At 74.8% G+C, this 16860-nt stretch carries 15 protein-coding genes and 1 pseudogene; 9 read left to right on the top strand and 7 right to left on the bottom strand.

Annotated elements, in window-relative coordinates:
• Positions 1 to 236 precede the first annotated feature (236 nt).
• A pseudogene (locus OG550_RS02520) lies at positions 237 to 1255 on the bottom strand (aldo/keto reductase).
• A 263-nt stretch (positions 1256 to 1518) separates the two neighbouring features.
• Between OG550_RS02520 and OG550_RS02515 the strand changes: the two are divergent.
• From OG550_RS02515 to OG550_RS02500, 4 genes are all read left to right on the top strand, one after another.
• On the top strand, positions 1519 to 2034 hold the full coding sequence (locus tag OG550_RS02515) for a GNAT family N-acetyltransferase (protein ID WP_327674001.1): 516 nt from the start codon (positions 1519 to 1521) through the stop codon (positions 2032 to 2034).
• A gap of 276 nt (positions 2035 to 2310) precedes the next feature.
• The gene (locus OG550_RS02510) at positions 2311 to 3255 is read left to right on the top strand and encodes an LLM class flavin-dependent oxidoreductase (RefSeq protein ID WP_327673999.1); all 945 of its coding nucleotides are present in this window, start codon (positions 2311 to 2313) and stop codon (positions 3253 to 3255) included.
• On the top strand, positions 3252 to 3695 hold the full coding sequence (locus OG550_RS02505) for a nucleoside deaminase (RefSeq protein WP_327673997.1): 444 nt from the start codon (positions 3252 to 3254) through the stop codon (positions 3693 to 3695). The genes OG550_RS02510 and OG550_RS02505 overlap by 4 nt, the downstream gene beginning before the upstream one ends.
• A 345-nt stretch (positions 3696 to 4040) precedes the next feature.
• Entirely contained in the window at positions 4041 to 5303 is a 1263-nt protein-coding gene (locus tag OG550_RS02500) for a hypothetical protein (RefSeq protein WP_327673995.1), read from the top strand.
• Positions 5304 to 5613: 310 nt separating this feature from the next.
• On the opposite strand, the gene OG550_RS02495 is transcribed toward OG550_RS02500, so the two are convergent.
• From OG550_RS02495 to OG550_RS02485, 3 genes are all read right to left on the bottom strand, one after another.
• Positions 5614 to 7098 carry a tyrosinase family protein gene (locus OG550_RS02495; RefSeq protein WP_327673993.1) on the bottom strand — a complete coding sequence of 495 codons (1485 nt, stop codon included), beginning with the start codon at positions 7096 to 7098 and terminating at the stop codon, positions 5614 to 5616.
• Between the two features lie 235 nt (positions 7099 to 7333).
• Positions 7334 to 7996, bottom strand: coding sequence for a DUF5134 domain-containing protein (locus OG550_RS02490; protein ID WP_327673991.1), 663 nt, complete (start codon positions 7994 to 7996; stop codon positions 7334 to 7336).
• A 357-nt stretch (positions 7997 to 8353) separates the two neighbouring features.
• On the bottom strand, positions 8354 to 9208 hold the full coding sequence (locus OG550_RS02485) for a DUF1775 domain-containing protein (protein ID WP_327673989.1): 855 nt from the start codon (positions 9206 to 9208) through the stop codon (positions 8354 to 8356).
• A gap of 152 nt (positions 9209 to 9360) precedes the next feature.
• On the opposite strand from OG550_RS02485, the gene OG550_RS02480 reads away from it, so the two are divergent.
• Entirely contained in the window at positions 9361 to 9777 is a 417-nt protein-coding gene (locus OG550_RS02480) for a nuclear transport factor 2 family protein (protein WP_327673987.1), read from the top strand.
• A 184-nt stretch (positions 9778 to 9961) separates the two neighbouring features.
• Positions 9962 to 10537: a DinB family protein gene (locus OG550_RS02475; RefSeq protein ID WP_327673985.1), complete on the top strand. Its 576-nt coding sequence runs from the start codon at positions 9962 to 9964 to the stop codon at positions 10535 to 10537.
• Between the two features lie 133 nt (positions 10538 to 10670).
• Here OG550_RS02475 and OG550_RS02470 read toward each other — a convergent pair whose 3' ends face one another.
• Together OG550_RS02470 and OG550_RS02465 are read right to left on the bottom strand one after the other, a co-directional pair.
• A complete protein-coding gene (locus OG550_RS02470) occupies positions 10671 to 11942 on the bottom strand; it encodes a pyroglutamyl peptidase (RefSeq protein WP_327673983.1) in 1272 nt (423 codons plus the stop codon).
• 155 nt (positions 11943 to 12097) lie between these two features.
• A complete protein-coding gene (locus tag OG550_RS02465) occupies positions 12098 to 12682 on the bottom strand; it encodes a TetR/AcrR family transcriptional regulator (protein WP_327673981.1) in 585 nt (194 codons plus the stop codon).
• A gap of 93 nt (positions 12683 to 12775) precedes the next feature.
• On the opposite strand from OG550_RS02465, the gene OG550_RS02460 reads away from it, so the two are divergent.
• Positions 12776 to 14329, top strand: coding sequence for an MDR family MFS transporter (locus OG550_RS02460; RefSeq protein ID WP_327673980.1), 1554 nt, complete (start codon positions 12776 to 12778; stop codon positions 14327 to 14329).
• Positions 14330 to 14507: 178 nt separating this feature from the next.
• Positions 14508 to 15179 (top strand): SGNH/GDSL hydrolase family protein, encoded by a 672-nt coding sequence (locus OG550_RS02455; RefSeq protein ID WP_327673978.1) that lies wholly within the window; start codon positions 14508 to 14510, stop codon positions 15177 to 15179.
• A 192-nt stretch (positions 15180 to 15371) separates the two neighbouring features.
• On the opposite strand, the gene OG550_RS02450 is transcribed toward OG550_RS02455, so the two are convergent.
• Positions 15372 to 16109, bottom strand: a complete 738-nt coding sequence (locus OG550_RS02450; RefSeq protein WP_327673976.1) for an SDR family oxidoreductase — start codon at positions 16107 to 16109, stop codon at positions 15372 to 15374.
• A 170-nt stretch (positions 16110 to 16279) separates the two neighbouring features.
• On the opposite strand from OG550_RS02450, the gene OG550_RS02445 reads away from it, so the two are divergent.
• A complete protein-coding gene (locus OG550_RS02445) occupies positions 16280 to 16852 on the top strand; it encodes a TetR/AcrR family transcriptional regulator (RefSeq protein ID WP_327673974.1) in 573 nt (190 codons plus the stop codon).
• The last annotated feature ends 8 nt before the right edge of the window (positions 16853 to 16860 follow it).

Below are 16860 nucleotides of genomic sequence, written 5' to 3'. Positions count from 1 at the left end.
CGGCTTGTCACGGACCCGGGGGTGCCGGCCGGGGAATGGGGGCACGAACTGCGAATCAATGCTGTAGAGGCGCGTTCCGGAAGTCGCACCGGAGTCCCGCGGCCGGCCCGTCGACCGTATCAGAGGCCGGGCCGGCGTCCGGTCCGATATTCGGACCGGACGCCCCTGCCGCCGAGCCGCTGCCGCCGAGCCGCTGCCACAAGCCGCCGCCGTCCCCGCCGAGCCGCGCGCAGGCCTCACGCCCAGGGCAGCGCCGCGCGGGTGCGCCAGTACTCCTCGGCCGGCTCGGCGAGCGGGGCCAGTCCGGCGAGCTGCGCCTCCGTGAGGCCGAGGCCGACGGCGGTGAGGTTCGACGCCAGCTGTTCGGAGGTGGCCGCGCCGGAGAGCACGGTGTCCGCCCAGGGCTGGGCGGCGGCCGCGGCCAGCGCGAGCGCGTCGCAGGACGCGCCGGTGTCGGCGGCGAGGACGCGCCGGTGTCGGCGGCGAGGGCGCGCAGTGCGGCGGTGTCGGGACCGGTGGCGTTGCGGTCGGCGAGGCGGCCGTTGGCCATGCCCTCCTTGACCACCACCAGCAGGCCCGCCGCGTGGGCCTCGGCGAGCGCCGGTCCGGCGGACGGCTCCAGGACGTTCCAGGTGGACTGGACGGCGGTGAACAGCGGCCGTCCGTCCACCCGGACCTCCAGCGCCGCCCGGATGGTCGCGGCCTGCGCCGGGCCGCTGGTGGACAGGCCCACCCGGACGCCGGCGGCGGCCGGTCCCGCCAGCCGCGCGTGCAGCGCGGGGTCGGTGAGGGCCGGGCTCCCGGGGGTGACGGAGTGCACCAGGTAGACGTCCGGGCGCGTTCCCAGCATGGCCCGGGTCTCCTCGACCTGACGGTCGAACACCGCCGTCGAGTGCTCCTTGACCTCGTGCGCGGGCACCCCGGAGGTCCGCCAGCCGGCGGTGTAGGTGTAGCCCCACTTGCTGCCGACCGTCACCTCGCGGGCCTCCCGGGGGCGGGCGGCCAGCCACTCGCCGAGGAACTCCTCCGCGCGGCCGTAGGAGCGGGCGGTGTCGAAGTACCGGACGCCCGCCGCGTAGGCGGCGTCGAGGAGGGCGTGGGTCCGGGCCCGCAGGGCCTCGACGGTGCGCTCGGCGGGCAGGTCGAGGTCGCGGCCGAGCGTGATGTAGCCGGGCCGTCCGACCGCGGCCGTGCCCAGGCCGAACCGGGTGACCGGCGGTCCGGAGGCGGCGGAGGCGGCGGGTGCGGTCGGCATGGCGGGGCTCCTTCGGCGGTCGCGGCGGGCGGCGGCAGGACGCCGGGCCCGTACCGAACCCTAACCGCCGTCACCGGACGGACCGCCTCTGACCAGCGCCGACCCGGAGCGGAGCCGCCTCCCGCACAGGTCGTGCAGGGCGCGCGCACGACCTGCGGGCGGCCCGGACGGGCCTCGTGCACGGCCTGCCCGCCGTCGGGCTCGGCGGGCGTCCTATGCTGCCGGGGCGCACGGGTGATCATCGACGGGAGAGGGGCGACGGCATGGCCTACCGGATCGAACGGATCGGTCTCGCGGACTGGGAGCGGCTGCGGGAGGTGCGCCTGACGCAACTGCTCGACACCCCGATGGCCTTCCTGGAGACCTACGAGACGGCGCTCGCCCACGGCGAGGAGGAGTGGCACGCCCGGGTGCGGCGGGTGAACGAGCCGGGGAGCGTCGGGCTGGCGGCCGTCGCCGAGTCGGGGGAGTGGGTCGGCACGATGATCGGCTTCACCCCCGAGCCCGGCTCCGCCCAGCTGGTCGGCGTCTGGGTGCACCCGGACCACCGGGGCCGCGAGCGCGGTGTGACGGACGCCCTGCTGGACGCCGTCGTCGGCTGGGTCCGCGCGGAGGCCGGGGCGGAGCGGCTCCTGCTCAGCGTGCACGAGGAGAACGACCGCGCGGCGGCCTTCTACCGCCGCCGCGGCTTCGAGTTCACCGGCGGCACCAAGCCGTACGCGCTCGACCCGGCGGCCCGCGAGCTGGAGATGGCCCTCGCCGTGGGCCCGCAGGGCTGACCGCCCCGCCCCGGGGCCCGCCGCCACCGGCGACCGGCCCCGGGCGGCCGACCGCCTGCTCACCGTCGCCGCCGCGCTGCAGCCGCCGACCGCCGTCGCGACCGTGATCAGCCCGGCTGCCGGGCGGGCCGCCGGGGCTCCCGCGGCACCGTGCGGGCCCCGGCGGCAGGACTCCCGGTCAGCTGCCCGGACTGCCGTTGAATCCACGGCCGGACCGCCCCTGAACAGGCAGGAATCCCTTCTGACGGAGGGTCCCGCCTGGCTAGGCTTCGAGTCGTGAAGATCGGAGTCAACATCGTCAACTTCGGCCCCGGCACCGACCCGGGAGCCCTGCGGAGCTGGGCCCAGACAGTGGAGGGGCTGGGCTTCGACCTGCTCATGGTCTCGGACCACATCGCCATCACGCCCGACGTCGCCGTGCGGTACCCGGAACCCTTCTACGAGCCCTTCACCACCCTGTCCTGGCTGGCCGGAGTCACCACCCGGGTCAGGCTCGGCACCACCGTCCTCATCGCCCCCTACCGGCACCCGTTGCTCACCGCCCGGATGGCGGCCAACCTGGACCAGCTGAGCGGGGGCCGGCTGGTCCTCGGGGTGGGGGTGGGCTGGGCGCGGCAGGAGTTCGCCGCCCTCGGGATCCCGTTCGAACGCCGCGGACGGCTGACCGACGACCACCTCCGGGCCGTCCGCGAGGCCTGGGCGGCCGGCACCGAGGGCCCCGGCGGCCGGAGGATCCCGGTCTGGGTCGGCGGCAACAGCGACGCCGGGGTGCGGCGCGCCGTGCGGTTCGGGGACGCCTGGCATCCGCTGCGCCCCACCATGCCGTGGCTGCGCGAAGCGGCGGTCAGGCTGAAGGCCGCCGCCGACGAGCAGCGGGTCCCGGTGCCCGCCTTCGCGCCCCGGATCGCCCTCCGGCTGACCGCGGCACCCGTCGGCGGGCCGGACCGGCTCGCGGGCGAGGGCACGATCGAGCAGATCACGGCGGATCTCGACGAACTGCGGCTGCTGGGCGCCGGGACCGTCGTCCTCGACCCCTACGACCACGACCCCCGGACGACCCGTCACCCGGAGACGGGCTGGCAGGCGCTGGCCGCGGTGGCCGCGCACGTCCGCCCCCGCCGGGACCGGAGCAGTCACGACGGCCACGGCGACGGCGACCACCGCCGCCGTGGCGACCACGACCACCCGACCAACCACGGCGACCGAACGGACCCGTCATGACCGCACCCGTCGACCCCACCCCCCTCACCCTCACCCTCCTCCGACGCGCCATCGCGCTCGCGGCCGAGGCGCGCGACGGCGGGAACCCGCCGTTCGGCTCGCTGCTCGCGCTACCGGACGGCACGGTCCTCGCCGAGGAACGCAACACGACCCTCACCGACCGGGACATCACCGCACACCCGGAGCTGAAGCTGGCCCGGTGGGCCGCGCGCGAGCTGGACCCGGCCGTGGCGGCGCGGACCACCCTGTACACCAGCTGCGAGCCGTGCGGGATGTGCGAGGCCGTCATCCGCCAGGCGGGCCTGCGGCGGGTGGTGTTCGCCCTGTCCGGCGAGCAGCTGCTGGAGATCAGGCCGGGGAGCGGCCGGCTCCCCGTCCCGCAGGAGGGGCCCGCACTGCTCGACGAGGTGCGGAGCGTCGTCGAGCCGTACTACCGCTGACCACCGGACGCGGACCACCCTGGCACCGACCACCCGGATCGGGCCGCCGCTCCTGGAAGCGGCCCGTCCGGTCGTCGGCTCCACCGCCCTCCCACCGCCCTCCCACCGCCCTCCCGCCGTCCTCCAGGTCGGCCGTCCCGCCGCCCTTCCCCCGGTTCCCGGGCCGGACGGCGCCGGGACTGTCGCAGGGGTGCGATAGTTTGTGCTCGCTCCGGGGAGGCCGCCGGGAAATCAGGTGCCCGCGCGAGGGGTCCTGTGCTTGCCTGTGTCCTGTCGAACACAGGCAGCGGACCGGTTGCTTCCACGATTCCGATGCCGCACCACAGGAGGATCCACATCAACGCCGTGATACGCAGGACTGTCCGCACCACCCTGGCCGCCGCCGCCTGCAGCACAGTTCTCGCCGCCGGGCTCGCCGCGTGCGGTACCGTCCAGCAGCTCACTGCCGCCGAGAAGGTCTCCGACGCCTTCGGGAAGATCGGCGCGAGCAAGTCGTTCAGCGCGAAGCTCTCGGTCGACGCCACCCCCGCGCAGATCGAGGCCTTCGGCACCGCCACCGGCGAGAAGATCGACGCGGAGTCCGCGGCCGCGCTCTCCGCCGTGAGCCTGGCGGTCTCCTACAGCGCGGACAAGCCGCTCAAGGACATCTCGCCGAGCAAGGGCGCGGACGGCAAGGCCGCCGACGCGCTGACGGACAAGTCGCTCTCCTTCTCGTACGCGTTGACCGGCAAGGGCGGCAAGTCGCTCGTGGAGCTCCGCCAGGTCGGCGGCAAGACCTACGCGCAGGCCGACCTGGCCGGGTTCGCCACGCTGGTCGGCGAGGACCCGTCCCAGGTCAAGGAGATGACGGAGGGCCTGCCCCCGGCCGTGCAGGGCGGGTTGACCGGCAAGTGGGTCTCGTTCGACCCGGAGCTGCTGAAGAGCTCCGGAAAGTCGGCGGACGGCAAGGCCGGCGCCTCGCCCTCCGCCGTGCCCTCGCTGGACCCGAAGGTGTCCGAGAACCTCGCCTCGTCGCTGAAGAACATCTTCACCAACGACGTCTCCTTCGAGGACAAGGGCAAGAAGGACGGCAAGGAGCTGATCACCCTCAGCGCTCCCGGCCGCAAGCTGGCGGACGACCTGCTGAAGGCCGTCGAGCCGCTGGCCAAGGAGATCCCGAACGCCGGCAAGCTGCCCAAGTCCCTCCCGGCCGACGTGCCGGACCGCAAGGTGTCGGTGGACATCTACCTTGAGGGCGGCGCTCTCTCCGCCGTGGGCTTCGACCTCGCCCAGTTGGAGGAGAAGCCGGTCGAGGGTGCCACCCTGCCGGTGAAGATCGCGTTCGGCAAGGACGCCCCGGCGGTCCAGGCGCCCGCCGATGCCGCCGAGATCACCTCGGCCGACATCGAGGGCATCTTCGGCGGCCTCGTCGGCGGCGGCCTCGGTGGCGGCGGCCTCGGTGGTGCGGCGGACTCGTCCGACCTGGACGCCGACGCCGAGCCGCTCACCGACGCCCAGGTGAAGGAGCTGACCAAGGGCGGTGTGCTGAGCGAGGACCAGGTGCGCCTGTACAACAAGCTGGGCCTCGGCTACGACGACATCAAGGGCCTGGCCTCCGCCGGCGCCTGACCCCGCGAGGCCGGTCGCCCGGTCGCCCGGTCAACCGGCCGCCCGGCAGTCCGGCGACCGGGCCTGCGCTGACCTGTGCTGACCCGAGCCGATCTGCGCCCTGACCGGCCGTGCCCTGCCGTGCCCGTCCGCCCCGCCCACCGCACCCGGTGGGCGGGGCGGACGCGCGTCCGCCGGGTGTCGGCCGCCGTCCGGCCCGGGAGCCGCCTCCGCCGACGGAGGATCCGGCCTCGCGTACCGGCCGCACGGCCCGGACCGGCCTCCGCACGGTCCGGACCGGCCGGGCGGGCCGTGACGCGCCGGGCGCGCCTCAGATGCTGGTGAGGCTGACGCTCTCGAAACTGGGCTGCGAGCCGGCCGTCGCCGGCTGCGGGATGGACGGCACGATCGAGACGGTGAGCGGGCCGTCCGGCAGCAGCCCCTGTTCCGTCAGCCGCTGGACCTGCTCGGTGACGTCGTACCTGGCGTCGTGGCCTTCGGCACCGGACATCCCGAAGAAGGAGATCCAGCCCACGAAGTAGGGGCCTTCCGGGTCGAGGTCGCCGCTGGGGCCGTTGAGGAAGACGTGGAACGGAGTCCCGGGCGGCATGTCGGTGTGCACGTCGTGCACGGTGAGGATGAGGTTGGTCTGCGGCTCCTCCCTGGCGGCGAGCGAGCTCAGTGCTCCCCGGACGCCGCTCGGCTCCAGGGACACCGTGGTCGCCGCCCGGACGTCGAGCGGTTGCCGGGGGTTGGCGGCGGACGCAGCCAGGACCAGTTCGCCCGCCAGCGGGGCCTCGGCCGGCGGCACGATCAACGGGCGGGTGCCCGCCCCGTCGGTCAGCGACTGGTACCTGTAGTCGAGCGCGTTGTCCAGGACCACCTGGCTGGAGGGCTGGTGCTCCTGCCCGTCCTCGTCGAAGAAGACGAACGTGTGGTCCAGCCAGGACGTGTGGTTCGGGTTGTGGTTGCCCTTGGCCAGCCAGGCGGACCAGAGCCGGTCGATGTTGGAGTGGTGCAGCCAGAAGATCGGATCGCGGGCCGATCCCTCGACCTGGCCCATCCAGCCGCCCACGCCGCCGTGGATCTGGTTGTGCGGGACGTTCTCCAGGTCGCCGAAGGCGCGCTGGAAGTGGGGCATGGAGGTGTAGGTGATCTCGCTGCCGAAGGTCGGCTGGACCGTCGACCTGCTCTTCGTGGCGGCGAAGACCGTCTGGCTCATCGCGGTGAAGGGGTTGAGGTCGACGTAGGGGAGGACCTCCTGTGCCTGGTTCTTCCCCTTGAAGCGGTGCGGCGTCTGCCAGAACTCCGTCTCGTTCGCCGGTTCCAGGTCGTCCCGCAGGAAGAGCGGGTTGTCGACCGTGAGGGTGCTGCCGCCCGGGAGGTCCGGCATCTTCGGGCTCCGGAAGGCGGCGGGCAGGGCGCGCGAGGTGAAGGTCGTGGGCGGGGTGCCGGTGGGCGCGTCCAGCGCGTAGTTCCAGTACGGCAGGGCCCAGGTGAGCGAGGGGTCGGGGGTGATCCCCTCCTCGGCGGCGATCTCGCTGATGGCGGCCCGCACGATCCGCTCGAAGTACCAGAGGTAGCCCCGGTGCCACGGCAGGAAGAACCAGCCGCCGTGCGGACACTGGCTGAAGGCCTCGTGCGTGGCCGTGACGGTGGGCGGGATGCCGTGGATGCACCCCTGGAACACCCAGCTGGTGGGGTCGGTGGCGGGCCGCTGCTGCATCCGCCCCACGGCCCGGGCGTACCAGTACAGCACCGGATCCCAACCGGTCATCCTGCTCGCGTCTTTTCGCACGAACGTACCGTTCGCCATGTCTCTCCTCGGTTCGGGCGGGACGCCCTCGTCGGGCGCCCCGGATTCCTACCGGCGGCGACGCCCAGCCCAACGGTGTTTCGTCTACAAACATTCGGGGGAGTGAACGGCGCGCACCATCCGGACGTGTAGGGGTGTCGGTGCGGGGCGGCCGCAGGAGGGCGGAACCCCACGGCGCGTGACCCGAAGGCGGGTGGCCCGCAGGCGCATGGCCCGGACGACGGACGGCCCGCCGTCAGCTCATGCCGAGCAGCATGTAGACCATGCCGATCGACATCACCGTGCGCCGCGAGGCGACCAGGCCGGGCGAGGACGGTCCGGTCCGGTCAGGCGCGGGCGCGCGGAGTGCGGCCGGTCCGCGGGCGCGGGCCGACCGGGCGCCGTGGGGCCCCGCCCCTGCGGGCCCGAAGCCGGAGGCCGCGCGCGGCAGCAGCGCACCGGTGCCGCAGACGGCGTGGCCCAGGAAGTACGCGGCCAGGGCGAGCAGGGCCCATTCCGGCACCGCGGCATGGGCACCGCTGTGGGCGGAGCCGCCGGCGGAGTGGTGGTGCGCCGGTGCGGTGGCCGCCATCAGGACGGCCATCGCGGCCGCACCGAGGATGTGGTGGGGGTAGTGGAACCAGCCGCCGTTGAGCGCCGCGCGGGGGCGGTGGGCCACCCGTCGTGCCAGGAGGAGGGCCGGCCAGGCCGCGGCCGCGGCGAGCAGGCACGCCCACGAGACGCGCGGCAGCGGGTCGAAGGCCGGCGCCATCATCGCGACCATGGCGAGCGCCATCACGATCTCGGTCGGTTCCAGCCGGCGGTCGGGGCAGCGGCGCCCGACGACGAGGGCGCAGTGGGCCGCGCACCAGCCGGTCAGGGCGATCAGGAGCGCGGTGGCGATCACGGGCTCTTGCACGGGAACCCCCGTTCCACGGCCGTACCCCGGCCCCGGCGGAGCCGCCGGGCGGACGGCCGGACGGCCGCCTGCGGCGGGACGTTCGGACGGGAGGCGGCGGTCCCGGCGGCCTTGGCAGGCGCGGCCGGTCGACGGCCCGATCCCGGCCGGGCCCCGGCGCCCGGCTGCTCCGCTCGGTCGCCGCACCCGGTGTGGGCGTCGTACGGGTTCCTCTCCACGGTAGGACGGGCCGCCGGTGGACGCGCGGGGAGGCCGTCCACGGAGGCCTCCCGGTGCGGCGGGTCCGGTCACCGTTCGCCTCCGCCCCCGACCGGGCGGGCCGTCGGGCCACGGCCGTTGGGCGCGGCGGGCAGTGGGTCAGCGGCCGGGGCGGTGTGCCCGCCGCCACCCGACGACGGCGGCGGCGAGCACACCGGCGCCGATGACGGCGCCGATGGCGATGGGGACGGCGGACGAGGAACCGCTCCCGTCGTCGGTGGAGGCGGCCGGTGCGCCGCCGGTGCTCGCGGAGGCTGTCGCGGTGGCCGTGGCCGTGGCCGTGGCCGTGGCGGAGACGGTGGCCGTGGCCGTCGGTGTCGCGGTGGGGGTCGAATCGGCCGGGCCGCCGCTCGTCGGGGCGCCGGAGGGGGAGAGCGGCGTGGCTCCGGGCGACGCCGCAGCGAGCCGTAGGACGGGCGCAGGGTGGGCGGGCTCGGCGCCGCTCCGCGGGAGCTCGATCCAGCGGTCGACATGCCCGTCCCCGTAGGTCTCCAGGATCCTGAAGACCAGGGCGTCCGTATCGGGCAACTGCCTGATGGTGACCTTGTGCACGGCGTCCTGACCCACCGGGAGCGCGGGGCCGCCCACCGTGTAGCCGTCGGCGGTGGTGGCGAGGGTCCAGCCGGCGGGGGCGCCGGCGAGCACCACGTCGCCGGGCCCGATGCCCTCCGGGAGGACGACCTGCACCTTTGCGAGGCCCGCGGTGGCCGACTCGGCCTCGCCGGTGAAGGTGACCGTGACGTTCGTGGCCAGGGCCCGGGCGTCGTCCGCCTCGACCTCGACGTGTGCGAGGGCCGACGTGACGCTCACGGCGGTCGCGGCGGCGGTCAGTGCGGCCGTGGTCGCGGCGCGGGCGACGGTGCGGGCGACGGCCCGTGAGCGGCGGACGGGCATGGCGCTCTCCCGGGCGACGGCGGCCGCTCCGAGTGCGGCCGTGACAGGGCCATCCTGCACCGGCCGGCTCCGGAGCGCCTCCACGGAGCCCGCGCCGCGAGCGGTGTCGGACGCGGCCCGGGCCCCGGCTCGGGCGTCGGACCGGAAGTGGTCCGCCCGGGCGCGGCACTGTGATTGTGTGGTCCTCCGTGCCCGAGTCCAGGGAGGCAGCCGTGTCCCGAACGCCCCAGCAGATCTTCGAGAGTTACGTCCACGCGGGGTCCCTGACCCGGAACGCCGACGCCCTCGCCGAGAACTTCACCGAGGACGGCGTCCTGGAGGCCCCGCTCATGCCCGCCGGTGCCGCCTTCCCCGGGCGGCTGGTGGGACGCGAGGAGATCCGCAGCACGCTGGCGGCGTACTACGAGCGACAGGCGGAGGCCGCCGTCCGTCCGCCGAACCTGGCGAAGTCCGGGTACGTCCTGCACACGACCGCCGACCCGGACGTGTTCATCGCCGAGATCGACACCGTCTTCGACGGGGAGGGGGACGGGGACGACGTGACCGTGTCGCTGGTGCAGATCTTCCGCATCCGGGACGGGAGGATCGCGCGGCTGCGCGACTACTTCGCACCGGAGCTGATGGGCTGACGAGCCGATGAGCGCGATGAGCCGATGAGCCGATGGGCTGAGGAGCCGATGAGCCGATGAGCCGATGGGCTGATGGGGCGACGAGCCGACGAGCCCGGGTGCCCGCGCCGACGGCGGCCCGCACGTGATCACCGCGGAGAAACCCGCTGGCGGGCCCGGGGGCCTGTACATGATCATCGGACGCATGAGTGACGCATCCGTGAGCGGCGAGCCCGCACGATGGACCCAGGCGACCGTCCACCCCGACATGTGGGCCGACCCCGACGACGACCCCCGCGACCTCGGCGGAGCCAGTCCCGAGGGCGAGCTCGCGACGCTGCTGGACTTCCTGACGGGCTACCGCATGACCCTGCGGATGAAGTGCGAGGGCCTGGACCCGGAGCAGCTGGCCCGTCGGTCGGTCCCGCCGTCGACGATGTCGCTGCTCGGCCTGATCCGGCACCTCGCCGAGGTGGAACGGGACTGGCGCAACTGGATGACCGACGACGAGCCGCTCCCGAAGCTCTACGGCAGGCGTGACGCGGACTTCGACGGAGCCGTCGCCGACCGGGCCGTGGTCGACGCCGCGTACGCGGACCTGGAGCGCGAGCAGGCCGGGACCGACGCCGCGCTGGCGGCGTACCCGGACCTGGGCCTGCGTCTGAAGGAGGGCGGGATCCCGGTGCGGGAGCTGATGGTGCACCGGATCGACGAGTACGCCCGCCACTGCGGGCACGCCGACCTCCTGCGCGAGTGCGTCGACGGCCGCGTGGGTCAGTGAGCCCGGCCGCCGGGTGTGGCCAGGCCTCGCCGACGGCGGGCGGTGGCCACCCGGCGGCCGGTACGGCCGGTACGGGGGACACGGGGTCCGGTCCCGGCCCCGGCGCGGTGGCCGTGGGGGTTCCGGACGACGCTCAGCCGGCGGTGTGCCGCAGGACGTCGAGGACCTCGCCGGTGATCGCGGCCTCGTTCTGCTCGAACACCGGCCCGGTGAGCTGCCCGGTCTGCTCCGGGAGGCCGGTGAGCACGGGCGTGTGGAGGTGGCCGCCGGGCAGCTGCGGGGCGAGTTCCAGCCGCAGCCGGTTGGTGCGGTAGGCGACCTCGTTGGAGAGGTAGCCCCCGCCGCCGCCCGCGACCGCGCGGGAGCCGGGGGTCGGGCCGTCCGCCCGGTCGACCGGACGGTCGGCCCCGGCCGGGATCTCGGTGACGGTGGTGTTGACCTTGAGCGGGTACGGCTGCTGGACGGCGGTCATCGGCCCGGTGGGCAGGCTGGTGGCGATGAACTCCGCGCCGGGGCCGAGGCCGGGGGCGGTGACGGGGTGCTCGCGGGTGCCGCCGGAGAGCGTGCCCGTGTTGTCGGGGTAGGGGTCGGCGGAGCGGGAGCGTCCGGCCCAGGCCTCCAGCGTGAACAGGCCTGGGTACCCCTGGCTGATCGTGGTGACGAGGTCCGCGGAGCGGTGGCCGGGGGCGAGCCGCGGGGCGAAGGCGCGCTCGACGATGCCGCGGTCGAAGTCGCCGTAGCGGACCGGGAACAGCACCGCCTGGATCTCGGCGGGGGTGCCGTCGGCCAGGGTGATCCGCCGCCCGTCCAGCTGCAGGGCCGCCGAGCCGGAGGGATTGGCGCGGCGCAGCTCGGCGTCCAGGCCGAACGGGTCGAACCCGCTCACGAAGATCCGGCGCACGCCCGGGCGGCCGCCGAACCCGCTGTCGGCGAGTCCGCGCGAGGCGTCCTCGAAGCGCTGCCGCAGGGCGGCCGGGTCGACGGTGAAGTCCGGCTGCCAGCGGCCGAGTTGCACGGTCATGGCGACCCTGGTCCAGTACAGCGGCCGGTCGTCGGCGGCCGGCAGGTCGCCGCCGGGGCGGTGGCCCTGGGCGCGGTCGACGCCGGCCCGCCAGAGTGCCTCGCCCCAGGCGTCGACCAGCCGTTCGGCCTGTGCAGCGGTGCGGGTGGTGCAGAGCGCTGCGGGGAACCGGCGGACGAAGTCGCCGAAGCCGCCGCGTTCGGTGAGGGCGGCGGTCCGCGGGTCCGAGGTGCGGGCCTGCTCCCGGTCCGTCGGCGCGGAGTCGACGGTCCGGCAGGCGGGGCGGGCCTGCTGCGCGGTGGCGGTGGCGGCGGGGAGGACGGCGGCGGCGAGGGCGCCGATGAGGGTCACGGCGAGGGCGGCACGGCGCCCGGCGGTCGTCATGTCGTGGACACTACATTCTGCGTCCGGTCCTCACCAGGGCGTCGCGCCGGAGCGCCCCGCCGGGTCGCCCCGGGAGGTCGGCCCGCCGCCCGCCGCCCGCCTGCCTCCCGCCCTGCGGGTCACCCCCGGCCCCGCGCCGACCGTTCGACGGTGTCTCAGTCCTGGCGCGGCCTGCGCACCAGGGGGAGGAGGACCGTGTCGACGATCTCCTCCAGGACGTGGTCGGGCGCGGGGGTGAACGTCGTGAGGATCTCGTGGCGCAGCAGGTCGAAGGGGAGCGACTTGATACGCGGGGTGAGGGCGTCCGGTGCGATCTCGCCGCGGTCGACGGCGCGGCCGAAGAGTACGTCGAGGGCTTCCGCGCGTCCCGTCAGCAGGGGGTCGCGCAGGTCGCCGGGGCTGGTGCCGGTCGCCCGGTGGTAGTCGGCCAGGTGCGTGTGCATGACGGTGATGAGCGGGACGCGGGTGGAGTTGATCTCCCGCATGAGGGTGAGGACGTCCTCCCGCAGGCTTCCCGTGTCGGGGGGATCGAGGCGGGACTCCTGCAGGGTGTGGACGATGGCGGCCCGGACGAGGTCGTCGCGACCGGACCAGCGCCGGTAGAGGACGGGGGGGCTGGTGCCCGCGCGCCTGACGACGGCGTCCACGGTGAACCTGGCGTAGCCGTTCTCCGCGAGTTCCTGCCAGGCCGCGTCGAGGAGTGCCTTCTCCAGTGCCGCCCCGCGTCGTCGCTCGGCCATGCGCGTCCTCCATTGGAAAGGCTTGTCTTTCTTATCCTAGCGCCCTACTGTGACGGCCGTAAGATAGACCTCCGTATCTTAAGGTGGCTGTTCGTGAGTACTCCCGACCGAGCCGGTCCCGTGGGCGCGGCCCCGGACCCCGACCGCGTGGATCCCGCCGTCCGGCAGGTGGCGGTCACCCTCATCGTGGGCGCCCTCGCCGTCGTCTTCGACACCACCATCGTCAGCGTCGCGCTCGACGGCCTGGCGAAGGAGTTCGACGCCCCGCTGTCCACCGTCCAGTGGGTGGGCACCGGCTACCTGCTGGCGGTCTTCGTCACCGTCCCGCTCGCCGGATGGGCCCAGGCGCGGTTCGGCGGCCGGCGGCTGTGGATCGCGGCCCTCGGCGTGTTCCTGCTCGGATCGGTCCTCAGCGCGCTGGCGTGGGACACGGCCGGACTCATCGCCTTCCGCGTCGTCCAGGGAGCCGCCGCCGGGATCATGATGCCGCTGATGGCCACGCTGCTCATGCAGGCCTCGCAGGGCCGCAACACCGGCAAGGTCATGGCCGTCATCACCGTGCCCACCGCACTCGGGCCGATCCTCGGCCCCGTCCTGGGCGGCCTCATCCTGCACCTGGCCGACTGGCGCTGGCTGTTCCTCGTCAACATCCCCTTCTGCGCCGTCGGCGGCGTCCTCGCCCTGCGCAACCTGCCCGACGACCGCCCCGCCCCCGACCGCCCCCGCGCCGCCCTGGACGTCGTCGGACTGCTCCTGCTCTCCCCGGGCTTCGCGGCCCTCGTCTACGGCCTCTCCCGGGTCGGGGGCGCCGCCGGGTTCGCCGCCCCCGGTGTCCTCGTCCCCCTGGTCGGCGGACTCGCCCTGGTCGGCGGCTTCACCGCCCGGGCACTGCGCCGGCCCGCCGGAGCCCTGGTCGACCTGCGGCTCCTCCGCCACCGCGCGGTGGCCTCCTCGTCCGCGCTGCTCCTCCTGGGCGGCGTCTCGCTGTACGGGTCGATGATGCTGCTGCCGCTGTACTTCCAGCAGGTCCGTGGCGAGGACGCGCTCGGCGCCGGGCTGCTGCTCGTCCCGCAGGGTCTCGGCGCGCTCCTCGCGCGCGGTCTGGCAGGCGGGTACGTCGACCGCGTCGGACCCCGCAGGGTCGCCCTCGCGGCATTCGCGCTCGTCGCCGTGTCCACCGTGCCGTTCGCCTTCGTCACCGCCGGATCCGGCGAAGTCCCGCTCACGGCCGCGCTGTTCGTCCGCGGCCTCGCCCTGGGCGCCGCCATGATCGCGCCCGCCGGCGCCGCCTACGCCGGGCTGGGACGGGAGGAGATCCCCGATGCCAGCATCATCACCCGGGTCGCCCAGCAGGTCGGCGGTTCCCTGGGCATCGCCCTGCTCGCCGTGCTCCTCCAGCACGCCACCGCCGGTGCCCGGACCCCGGGCGCCCTGGCCGACGGCTTCGGCACGGCGTTCCGGTGGTCGGCGGTCCTCGCCGCCGCGGCCGTCCCGCTCTGCCTGTTCCTGCCCGGCCGTCCCGGGCGGTCCGGCCCGCCCGGTCGGACCGACGGGGCCGGATCACCCGGCCGGTCCGAGCGGTCCGAGCGGTCCGAACCGGTGGCATCCGTGGGCGCGGCCGGGGCAGACGTGACCTCCGAGGCATGAGGCGTGAGCGCCCGGCCCACCCGCTCGACCCGCTTGACCCGCTTGACCCGTGCGCCCGCCTTGACCCGGCACCCGCGCGGCCGCCCACCCGGGGCGGTCGGCGACGACGGCCCCGGGCCGCCGTCCGCTTCCCCGGCGGCCGCCGCCCCTCCCCGTCCGGACACCCCGAGGAGCAGACATGACGATCACCCTCCGCCCGGGAGCCACGGTGATGTTCACCGGCGACTCGATCACCGACGGGCTGCGGCTGGACAGCGCGGACGGCCTCGGCTTCGGCTACCCCCTGCGGGTCGCGGGCGAGTGGGGCCTGCGGCACCCCGACCGGCCGGTGACCTGGCTGAACACCGGGATCGCGGGCCACAAGGTGATGGACCTGGAGGCCCGGTGGCAGACGGATGTGCTCGACGCCCGGCCGGACGTGGTGTCGATCCTCGTCGGCGTCAACGACGCGGGCTGGCACACCCTCGCGCCGGACGGCCACGTGATCCCCGCCGAGGACTTCGCGGCGGGCTACGACCGCCTGCTCGCGCCGCTGGCCGCGGCGGGAACGGAGCTGATCCTCGTCGAACCGTTCCTGCTGCCGGTCGGCGGCACCGTCGAGGCCGGTGACACCGTCGTCGACGACGCGGTCCGGAAGGAGTGGCGGGCCGATCTAGACCCTAAGATCCAGGCCGTGCGCGAGCTCGCCCGCGCGTACGGTGCGCACCTGCTCGCCGCGGACGGCATGTTCGCCGAACTCGCCGCTGCGGCCGGGCCGTCCGGGGCGGGGCACTGGTCCGCCGACGGGGTCCACCCGACCCCGGCCGGTCACGCCGCGCTGGCCTCGGCCTGGCTGCGCCTGGTCGCGTGACCGCCTGCGTGTGACCGGACGTGTGTGACCGGACGTGTGTGGCCGGACGTGCGTGGCCGGCTGCGCGACTGACCGCGTGGCCGACCGCATGACCGCGCCCGTACCGCCGATCGCCCGTCGACGGTCCGGGCGCGGACGGTCCGGGCCGTGGAGGCCTGCGGGCCGCTTCCGGTGCCGTCGGGTCCTGCGCCCTCAGGCCTGGGCGGTGGGGCGGACGACGATCTCGCTGACGTCGACGCCGTCGGGCTGCTCGATCGCGTAGCCGATGGCGGCGGCGACGGCGGAGGGCGGCATGGCGATCTCGTCGCGCCGGCGGACCATCGCGGCCGCGACCTCGGGGGCGGCGCCCTTGCCCACGCCCTCGGTGTCGGTGAAGCCGGGCGAGACGAGGGTCACGCGCAGGTCCGGTCCCGATTCCTGGCGCAGGCCCTCGGTGAGCACCTTCACCGCCGTCTTGGTGGCCGCGTACACGGCCTGCGGGGGCTTGACGGTGTAGGCCGCGGTGGAGCCGACGTTGACGAACTGGCCGGAGCGCTGCCGGCGGAAGACCGGCAGCGCCGCCCCGATGCCGTTGAGCAGACCGGTGATGTGGGTGGCGACCATGGCGTCCCAGTCGTCCTGGCGCAGGTCGTCGAACGGCGAGACGGCCATCGTGCCCGCGTTGGAGACGAGCACGTCGAGCCGGCCGAACCGGTCGACGGCCGTGTCCGTCAGTCGCCGGAGGTCCTCACGGCGCGTGACGTCGACGACGACGCCGACGGCGGTGCCGCCCCCGGCCGTGATGCGGTCCACGACGGCGTTCAGCCGGTCCTCCCGGCGGGCGCAGAGCACGAGCCGGGCGCCCCGTTCGGCGAGGTGGATCGCGGTCGCTTCGCCGATGCCGCTCCCGGCGCCCGTGATCGCGATGACCTTGCCCTCGATGCCCGACATGATCAGCTTCCTTTCGCAGGTGTGCGCGCCGGTCGGTGCGTTGACCTAGAGTGAAAGCGGGGGAGTCCCCACTTCTTTCAAGCTAAGTGGGGACTCCCCCGCTTGGCAAGCCGACAGGGCATCGGGACAGAGCACCGGGACAGAGCACCGGGAAGGGCAGGCGGGTACTGATGGCCGACGGAGCGAACCGACCGCTGCGGGCCGACGCGCGACGCAACAGGGAGAAGATCCTCGCCGCCGCCGTGCGGATGTTCGCCACACAGGGGCTGGACGCGCAGATGGAACGCATCGCCAAGGAGGCGGGCGTCGGCAGCGCGACCCTGTACCGCAACTTCCCCACCCGGGAGGCCCTGGTCGAGGCGGTCTACCGCGACGAGGTGGCCCGGTTGTGCGAAGCCGCGCCCGCGCTGCTCGCGCAGAAGCCGCCCGCCGAAGCCCTGCGCGCGTGGACGCGCCTCTTCCTGGACTACGTCACCGCCAAGTACGGCATGATCGACGCCCTTCGCTCCATCGCCGCGACGGGCGCGAGCCCCTACGGCCACAGCCGGGAGATGATCCGGGCCGCGCTCGCCCTCCTCATGGACGCGTGCGCGGCGGCCGGGGGGATCCGCACCGACATCGGGCCCGCCGACGTCGCCGCCGCCCTCGAAGGCATCGCCCTCACCTCGGCGGGGGCCGAACACCGGCAGCGGGCGGAGCGCCTGCTCGACCTCACCCTCGACGGCCTCACCGTCCGCCCGTGAGGCCGGGC

This window comes from Kitasatospora sp. NBC_00458 (assembly GCF_036013975.1).
GTDB lineage: Bacteria > Actinomycetota > Actinomycetes > Streptomycetales > Streptomycetaceae > Kitasatospora.
This window is presented reverse-complemented; position numbering and strand designations above follow the sequence as displayed.

Bases quoted from the DNA above. Each gene is read 5' to 3' on its own strand.
- OG550_RS02495 (WP_327673993.1), bottom strand. From the start codon at position 7,098: ATGGCGAACGGTACGTTCGTGCGAAAAGACGCGAGCAGGATGACCGGT.
- OG550_RS02465 (WP_327673981.1), bottom strand. From the start codon at position 12,682: ATGGCCGAGCGACGACGCGGGGCGGCACTGGAGAAGGCACTCCTCGAC.
- OG550_RS02505 (WP_327673997.1), top strand. From the start codon at position 3,252: ATGACCGCACCCGTCGACCCCACCCCCCTCACCCTCACCCTCCTCCGA.
- OG550_RS02515 (WP_327674001.1), top strand. From the start codon at position 1,519: ATGGCCTACCGGATCGAACGGATCGGTCTCGCGGACTGGGAGCGGCTG.
- OG550_RS02455 (WP_327673978.1), top strand. From the start codon at position 14,508: ATGACGATCACCCTCCGCCCGGGAGCCACGGTGATGTTCACCGGCGAC.
- OG550_RS02450 (WP_327673976.1), bottom strand. From the start codon at position 16,109: ATGTCGGGCATCGAGGGCAAGGTCATCGCGATCACGGGCGCCGGGAGC.
- OG550_RS02470 (WP_327673983.1), bottom strand. From the start codon at position 11,942: ATGACGACCGCCGGGCGCCGTGCCGCCCTCGCCGTGACCCTCATCGGC.
- OG550_RS02475 (WP_327673985.1), top strand. From the start codon at position 9,962: ATGAGTGACGCATCCGTGAGCGGCGAGCCCGCACGATGGACCCAGGCG.
- OG550_RS02445 (WP_327673974.1), top strand. From the start codon at position 16,280: ATGGCCGACGGAGCGAACCGACCGCTGCGGGCCGACGCGCGACGCAAC.